A 6,154-nucleotide genomic window follows, 5' to 3' on the forward strand; every position below is an offset into this window, starting at 1 on the left:
CGGTCTTGCGCGCCGGCGCGGCCTCGGCGGCGGCAGCGGCCGGGGCGCCGGCCTGCAGCGCCGCGGACATGCCGATCAGCACGCCGCTGACCATCGCCGTGTAGCTGTCGGCCAGCGCCTGCGCCGCACGCAGCGACGCGTGGCGCGTCGTGCGCACGGCGTCCTGCATCTGCTGCGTGATCTGCTCGGTGGTCAGCGTTGCCTGCAGCCCCGACATCGTGCCGCCGGCCTGCAGCCGTTCGAGCACCGGCCCCCAGGCCGAGGCCACCGTCGCGCCGCTGCCTTCGGCGCTCTTCTTCAGCGCCGAGAACAGCGTGTCTTCCATGCGGTCGAGGTCGTCCAGCGCCTTCTTCAGGTGTTTCTCGCGCAGGTCGGCACCCTGCTGCACCAGGCGCTGCAGCGCGACGCGGTTGGCATCGACTGCCTTCAGCACCGCGGCGTCCAGCCCCGAGACCACGCTGTCCAGCAGCGCCGTCGGCTCGACGCCGGCCACGGTGTTGCGCGCGGCGCCGGCACCGGCGGCGTCGCCGACGGCCTTCAGCGTCGCGCGCAGGTTCTTCAGCGTCAGCTCGCGCCCCTGCAGCGCGGTCAGCGTCGCCTGCGTGACGGCGCCGCGCAGCTGCTCGCCCTGCGTGGCGGTGGCGTTCTCGAACATCGTGATCAGCGCGTCGGCATCGAAGATCGGTCGGGCCATCGTCCCCTCCTGTGGTGGAGCGGCCATGCTCGCACCCGGGCCCGGCGCCCGCAAGCGGAGCGTCCCCCGGCGCGGTGGTGCCGGCCGTGCTGCAATGCGGGGTCGCACAGCCAACTGGGGTGAACCGATGGCGCGTCGCATCTTCGTCAACCTGCCGGTCGCCGACCTGCCGCGGTCACGGCGCTTCTTCGCCGCACTCGGCCTGGGTTTCGACGAACGCTACGGCAGCGACGAGGCCGCCTGCCTGGTGGTCTCGGACACGATCTACGTGATGCTGCTGGCGCTGCCCTTCTTCCGCCGCTTCACGCCCAAGCCGGTGGCCGACGCCCGCCACAGCACCGAGGTGCTGGTCTGCCTGTTCCTGGACAGCCGCGCCGAAGCCGAGGAACTGCTGCGCCGCGCGCTGGCCGCCGGTGGCCGGCGCCTGCCGCGCAGCGGCGACCCGACGGCAGGCACCGCGTTCGAGGACCTGGACGGCCACGTCTGGGAGCTGGGCTGGACCGAAGGCGAGGCCGGCGGCTGACGCCGCTCAATCCGCGGCGGCGACGGCGGGCCTAGCGTCGGCACCGCAAGCCACTTGCGGGAGCTCGCATGACGACACGGCGCCGCTGTCTGACTCTCGGGGCCGCCGCCCTCGCTGGCGGCGCACTCGCCGGCTGCGACGAACGCGCCGAGCAGGACGCCGCCGCGCGGCTGCAGCGCCGCCTGGCTCCACCCGGCAGCGTGGCCGGAGCCGACCGGCTGCGGGCACTGGTGCACGCGGCGACGCTGGCGCCGTCCAGCCACAACACCCAGTGCTGGCGCTTCAGTCTCGGCGCCGACACGATCCGCATCGCCGCCGACTTCAGCCGCCGCTGCCCCGCGGTCGACCCCGACGACCACCACCTCTTCGTCTCGCTGGGCTGCGCCACCGAGAACCTGATGCAGGCCGCGCTCGCGCACGGGCTGCAGGCCGAGCCGCAGGTGGCGGCCGACGGCGGCATCACCGTCGCGCTGGCGCCGACGCCGCCCCGCCGCACCGCGGCCTACGACGCGATCGCGGCGCGCCAGAGCACGCGCGCCGCTTTCGACGGCCGGCCGCTGGCGCCGGCACTGTGGCAGCGGCTGGAGGATGCCGCCGCGGCCGAGGGCGTGACGCTGCAGATCGTCAGCGACCGCGCCGGCCTCGAACGGGTGCTCGACGCCGTCGCCACCGGCCACCGCGCTCAGCTCTCCGACGCCGCCTTCGTCGACGAGCTGGTGCGCTGGCTGCGTTTCGACGCCGCCGAGGCGGCACGCAGCGGCGACGGCCTGTTCGCCGGCTGCAGCGGCCAGCCCAGCCTGCCGCCCTGGCTGGCGCGACGCATCGTGCGCCGCTTCCTGCGCGCCGACAGCGAGGTCGCGCGCAGCACCGAGCAGCTGCGCAGCTCGGCCGGAGTCGTGATCCTCGCCTCCGACGCCGCCGGCGGGCCGCAGCGCTGGGTCGGCGTCGGCCGCGCATTCCAGCGCCTGGCGCTGGAGGCCACGGCCGCAGGCCTGCGGCTGTCGCTGCTGAACCCGCCGCTGGAAGTGGCGCGGCTGCGCGCGCCGTTCGCCAGCGCCTTCGGCCTGGCGCCGCTGCGGCCCGACCTGATCGTGCGCATCGGTTACGGCCCGCGTCTGCCCGAGTCGCTGCGCCGGCCGCTGGAGGCGGTGATCGCCTGACAGCTGCCCGGCGGCGTGCAGCGTCTTCGTTTCCGGCGTCCAATCGCCGGCGGCGCGCGCCGGTCGCGCCGACCCACAAGACGGAGAACCCATGAAGCTCTACTACAGCCCCGGCGCCTGTTCGCTGTCGCCGCACATCGTGCTGCTCGAATCGGGCCTGGCCTTCGAAGCCGTGCTCGCCAGCACCAAGACCCACCGCCTGGCCGACGGCACCGACTACTACACGATCAACCCCAAGGGCTGCGTGCCGCTGCTCGAACTCGACGACGGCGAACGCCTCAGCGAAGGCCCGGCCATCGTGCAGTGGATCGCCGACCAGGTGCCCGAGAAGAAGCTCGCGCCGACGGCCGGCACGATGGCGCGCTACCGCCTCGCCGAGTGGCTGAACTTCATCTCGACCGAGCTGCACAAGAACTACTCGCCGCTGTTCACGCCCGGCATGCCGGACGAGGCCAAGGCGCTGTTCCGCAGCAAGCTGCTCGGGCGTTTCGGCCACGTCGACAACGCGCTGGCCAACCAGCCCTACCTGCTGGGCGAGGACTTCAGCGTCGCCGACGCCTACCTCTTCGTCGTCAGCGGCTGGGCGCGCCACGTCGGCGTCGACCTCTCGGGCTTCGCCCACCTGGCGCGCTTCGTCGAACGAGTCGGCGCCCGTCCGGCGGTGCAGCAGGCGATGCGTGCCGAAGGGCTGATCCGCGGCGGCTAGGAGTCTGCGCGGCAGAAGCCGCGCCGCCTCCTAGCCTGCGGCCTAACGCACGGCTCCCTCCAGCCTCCCTCCGCGAGGGAGGCTCCGGTCAGTCTGACGACGGCTGTACCGCGCTTTAGCCTGCGCTCGTCTGCGCGCCCGGACCCGGGGCATGTTCTGAACCCCTCGGCAACGGGCACGGCCAGGGTTCTGCCGCGCAGACTCTTAGGCGCCGGCATGGTGCACGCGCCGCCAGGCCTCGACCACGGTCTCCGGCAGACGGCGGCGGTGGCGTAGCACCCAGGGCAGCGCGGCGAGTGCCGCGCGCAGCGCCGGCTGCGCGACACCGGCAGCACGCGCGTCGCGCAGCACGACGCGTGTCTCGTGCCAGGCCAGCCGCCACGGCAGGCGCAGCCAGGCCAGCCAGAGCCGGTTGCGCATCAGCACCCGCCGGCGCAGGCCGACGTCGCGCGCCGGCGACGGGTGGTGGTGCGTGACGACCTCGTCGGCATAGACCATCGCCCAGCCCGCGGCCGCCAGGTCCAGCGCCAGCAGCGCCTCCTCGGCGCCGAGGAAGAAGCGCGGCTCGTAGCCGCCGGCTTCGCGGAACGCGCGTGTTCGCATCACCACCGCCCCGGCCATGAAGGACACGAGCCGCGGCCCGGGCAGCCCGTCGGCCGGCAGCGGGCTGGCGGCCATCGCGACGCAGGTCGGGTCGAGCCGGTCGTCGGCGCCGACCAGCACGCGCGCCGACAGCGCGCCGATGCGGGCATGCGCGTCAAGCAGGTCGGCAGCCCGCGTCAGCGCGCCGGCGGCCCACCAGGTGTCGTCGTCGCAGAAGGCGACGTAAGGCGTGGCCAGGCGCGCGACGCCCAGGTTGCGGCCGGCCGCGCCCAGGTTCACCGGGCTGCGCAGCAGCTCGACGCCGGCATGGCGCGCCACGACCGCGGCCGCGGTGTCGCCGCGCGAGGCGTTGTCGACGACCACCACCGGCGGCGCCTCGGGCAGCGCGCCCAGCCGCTGCAGGCAGCGCTCGAGCTCGGCCGGGCGTTCGTGCGTCAGCACGACGACGCCGACACGCGGCGGCGCGCTCACGGCTGCTGCTCCGGCGGCGCGAAGCGCCAGTAACGCTCCGGCCGGTCGACGTCGTCGACGCCGTGCTGGCCGAAGGCGCGCAGCTGGCTCGCGTAGGCCGACACCGCCTTGCGTTTGGCCGCCAGCGTGGCCGAGTTCGGCGGCGCGTCGAACAGCGGCGTGCCGACCTGCCCGGCGGCCAGCAGCTCGGCCAGCCGCGCCTGCAGCACGCCGGGCATGCCGCGGTACAGCGCGTCCTCCCAGAACACCAGATCCAGGCCGTCACCCCGTCCGGCGAAGGCGTCGACAGCAGCCTCATGAACCAGCCGATGGTCGGAGTGGAACAGGCCCAGCGGCAGCAGCAGCCAGCGCGGGTTTTCGCGTTCGAGCAGCGCACGCAGCGCCTGGGCGACGTCGGCCCGCGTCGGCTCCTGGCCGTACTGGCTGTCGGTGAACGCGAGCCAGCGCGGCTCGGCACCCAGGCGCGCGAGTGCGCGCCGGTCCTCGTCCAGGCGCACCGCGACCGCCTCGCCGGCGCTGGTGAAGCCGCAGCGCCGGTCCCAGTCGGTGGCGCGCGACGGATCGTCCGGCACGCCGGCGAAGACGGTGGCGACGACGCTGCCCGGCCGCGACGCCAGCCAGCCGCCGCAGCCGAAGACCGCGTCGTCCAGGTGCGGCGACACCACCAGCCCCGGGCCCGAAGGCGGCAGCCACCTCACGCCAGCGCCTCGACGTAGAGGCTCTCGCGCTCGCGGTTGTCCAGGCTCGTGATGTCGGGCCAGGCGCTCGCGCTGCGGCCAAAGGCGCAGCGGCGCACCTCGTGCCAGCCGCCGGCGTCGAGCAGCTCGCGCGCGAAACCCCAGTTGAAGGGCGTTCGCACCGAGCCGTACCAGATGATCTGCGTCACCAGCTTGGCGCCGAGGTCGCGCGCGTGCTCGTCGGGCACGAAGAAGTAGCCGGCGTCGCCACCACGGTAGGCGTCGATCGCGCGGTCCAGGTCGGGCAGGCCCAGGCGCAGCACGCCGCCGGGCTTGAGCATGCGGCGCAGCTCGGCGACGGCGCCCGGCAGCTCGTCCCAGGCGAAGTCCTGCAGCAGGTGCATGCCGACGGCGTAGTCGACGCTGGCGCTGGCGATCGGCAGGCCGATGCGCAGGTCGCCGACGACGTCGACGCCATCGGCCGGCTGGCGGTCGGCGTTCAGCCAGCCGGGGACGGGGGCGGGGCCGCAGCCGACGTTCAGGCGGATCGGGGACGGCATCGTGGCAGGCAAGGCGGTGGCGGAACCGCTCGTCCGGCAAGTCCGGTGCCCGGCACGGCGGCGCCAAACTGCGCGGTTTTTCGTGACCATCACCGCGTGACACACGGCCGGCTCAGGGCAACAATGGTTTACGAGCTGCAGACTCCGGGAGCCTGCGGCGGCGACGCCGAATGGCCCGATGAGGCAACCCGTGGGGTTGCCGGGGCTGGCGCCGTTGGAGCGGACAGCCGGTCCGCAAGGCCCGGAGGCGAACCGATGACCCACCTCACGCACTGCATCTACGCCAGCGCCGCCAGCACACCGCTGGACAGCTCGGCGCTGCGCGAACTGCTCGAGACTTCGCGCGTTCACAACGCGCGCGACGGCATCACCGGCATGCTGCTGCACGTGGACGGCAGCTTTTTCCAGGTCATCGAAGGCCCGGCCGCCGCGGTCAGCGCGCTCTTCGACCGCATTGCGGCCGACCCGCGGCACCGTCAGGTCACCCGCATCATCGAAGAGCCCATCCACCGGCGCAGCTTCGACGCCTGGTCGATGGGCTATCCCAGCGGCGACGAGGACCTGTCCGAGCTGCCGGGCTTCAACGACTTCTTCGGCCGCAGCGCCTGTCTGACGCGGCTGGACGCCGGCCGCGCGCGCAAGCTGCTCGCCGCCTTCGCCGCCGGACGCTGGCGCCAGAGCCTGTCCGACTGCCCGCGGCTGGCGGCCTGAGCGCATGCCCGCACGCCCGGCGCCGCCGGCTTTCAGCTACGCCTTCCAG

Annotated in this window: 8 protein-coding genes; 4 read left to right on the forward strand and 4 right to left on the reverse strand. The window is 74.0% G+C overall.

Going from position 1 to position 6,154, the window contains the following annotated elements:
- A partial coding sequence (locus CKO43_RS24630; protein WP_200380319.1) for a DUF6781 family protein occupies positions 1-694 on the reverse strand: 694 nt, incomplete at its 3' end.
- A 127-nt stretch (positions 695-821) separates the two neighbouring features.
- On the opposite strand from CKO43_RS24630, the gene CKO43_RS24635 reads away from it, so the two are divergent.
- From CKO43_RS24635 to gstA, 3 genes are all read left to right on the forward strand, one after another.
- A complete protein-coding gene (locus tag CKO43_RS24635) occupies positions 822-1,217 on the forward strand; it encodes a VOC family protein (RefSeq protein ID WP_200229680.1) in 396 nt (131 codons plus the stop codon).
- A gap of 68 nt (positions 1,218-1,285) precedes the next feature.
- Positions 1,286-2,377 (forward strand): Acg family FMN-binding oxidoreductase, encoded by a 1,092-nt coding sequence (locus CKO43_RS24640; RefSeq protein ID WP_200380320.1) that lies wholly within the window; start codon positions 1,286-1,288, stop codon positions 2,375-2,377.
- Between the two features lie 91 nt (positions 2,378-2,468).
- Entirely contained in the window at positions 2,469-3,083 is a 615-nt protein-coding gene (gstA, locus tag CKO43_RS24645) for a glutathione transferase GstA (protein ID WP_200380321.1), read from the forward strand.
- A 204-nt stretch (positions 3,084-3,287) separates the two neighbouring features.
- Here gstA and CKO43_RS24650 read toward each other — a convergent pair whose 3' ends face one another.
- From CKO43_RS24650 to CKO43_RS24660, 3 genes are read right to left on the reverse strand one after another with little or no spacing between them, the layout of a single operon-like run.
- Complete coding sequence (locus CKO43_RS24650; protein ID WP_200380322.1) at positions 3,288-4,157, reverse strand: glycosyltransferase; 870 nt, start codon at positions 4,155-4,157, stop codon at positions 3,288-3,290.
- The gene (locus CKO43_RS24655) at positions 4,154-4,855 is read right to left on the reverse strand and encodes a PIG-L family deacetylase (protein ID WP_200380323.1); all 702 of its coding nucleotides are present in this window, start codon (positions 4,853-4,855) and stop codon (positions 4,154-4,156) included. Before CKO43_RS24655 ends, CKO43_RS24650 begins: the two co-directional genes overlap by 4 nt.
- Positions 4,852-5,394 carry a class I SAM-dependent methyltransferase gene (locus CKO43_RS24660; protein ID WP_200380324.1) on the reverse strand — a complete coding sequence of 181 codons (543 nt, stop codon included), beginning with the start codon at positions 5,392-5,394 and terminating at the stop codon, positions 4,852-4,854. The genes CKO43_RS24655 and CKO43_RS24660 overlap by 4 nt, the downstream gene beginning before the upstream one ends.
- A gap of 255 nt (positions 5,395-5,649) precedes the next feature.
- Between CKO43_RS24660 and CKO43_RS24665 the strand changes: the two genes are divergently transcribed.
- On the forward strand, positions 5,650-6,105 hold the full coding sequence (locus tag CKO43_RS24665) for a BLUF domain-containing protein (protein ID WP_200380325.1): 456 nt from the start codon (positions 5,650-5,652) through the stop codon (positions 6,103-6,105).
- Positions 6,106-6,154: the final 49 nt, after the last annotated feature.

This window comes from Rubrivivax gelatinosus, from assembly GCF_016583785.1.
Lineage (GTDB): Bacteria > Pseudomonadota > Gammaproteobacteria > Burkholderiales > Burkholderiaceae_C > Rubrivivax > Rubrivivax gelatinosus_B.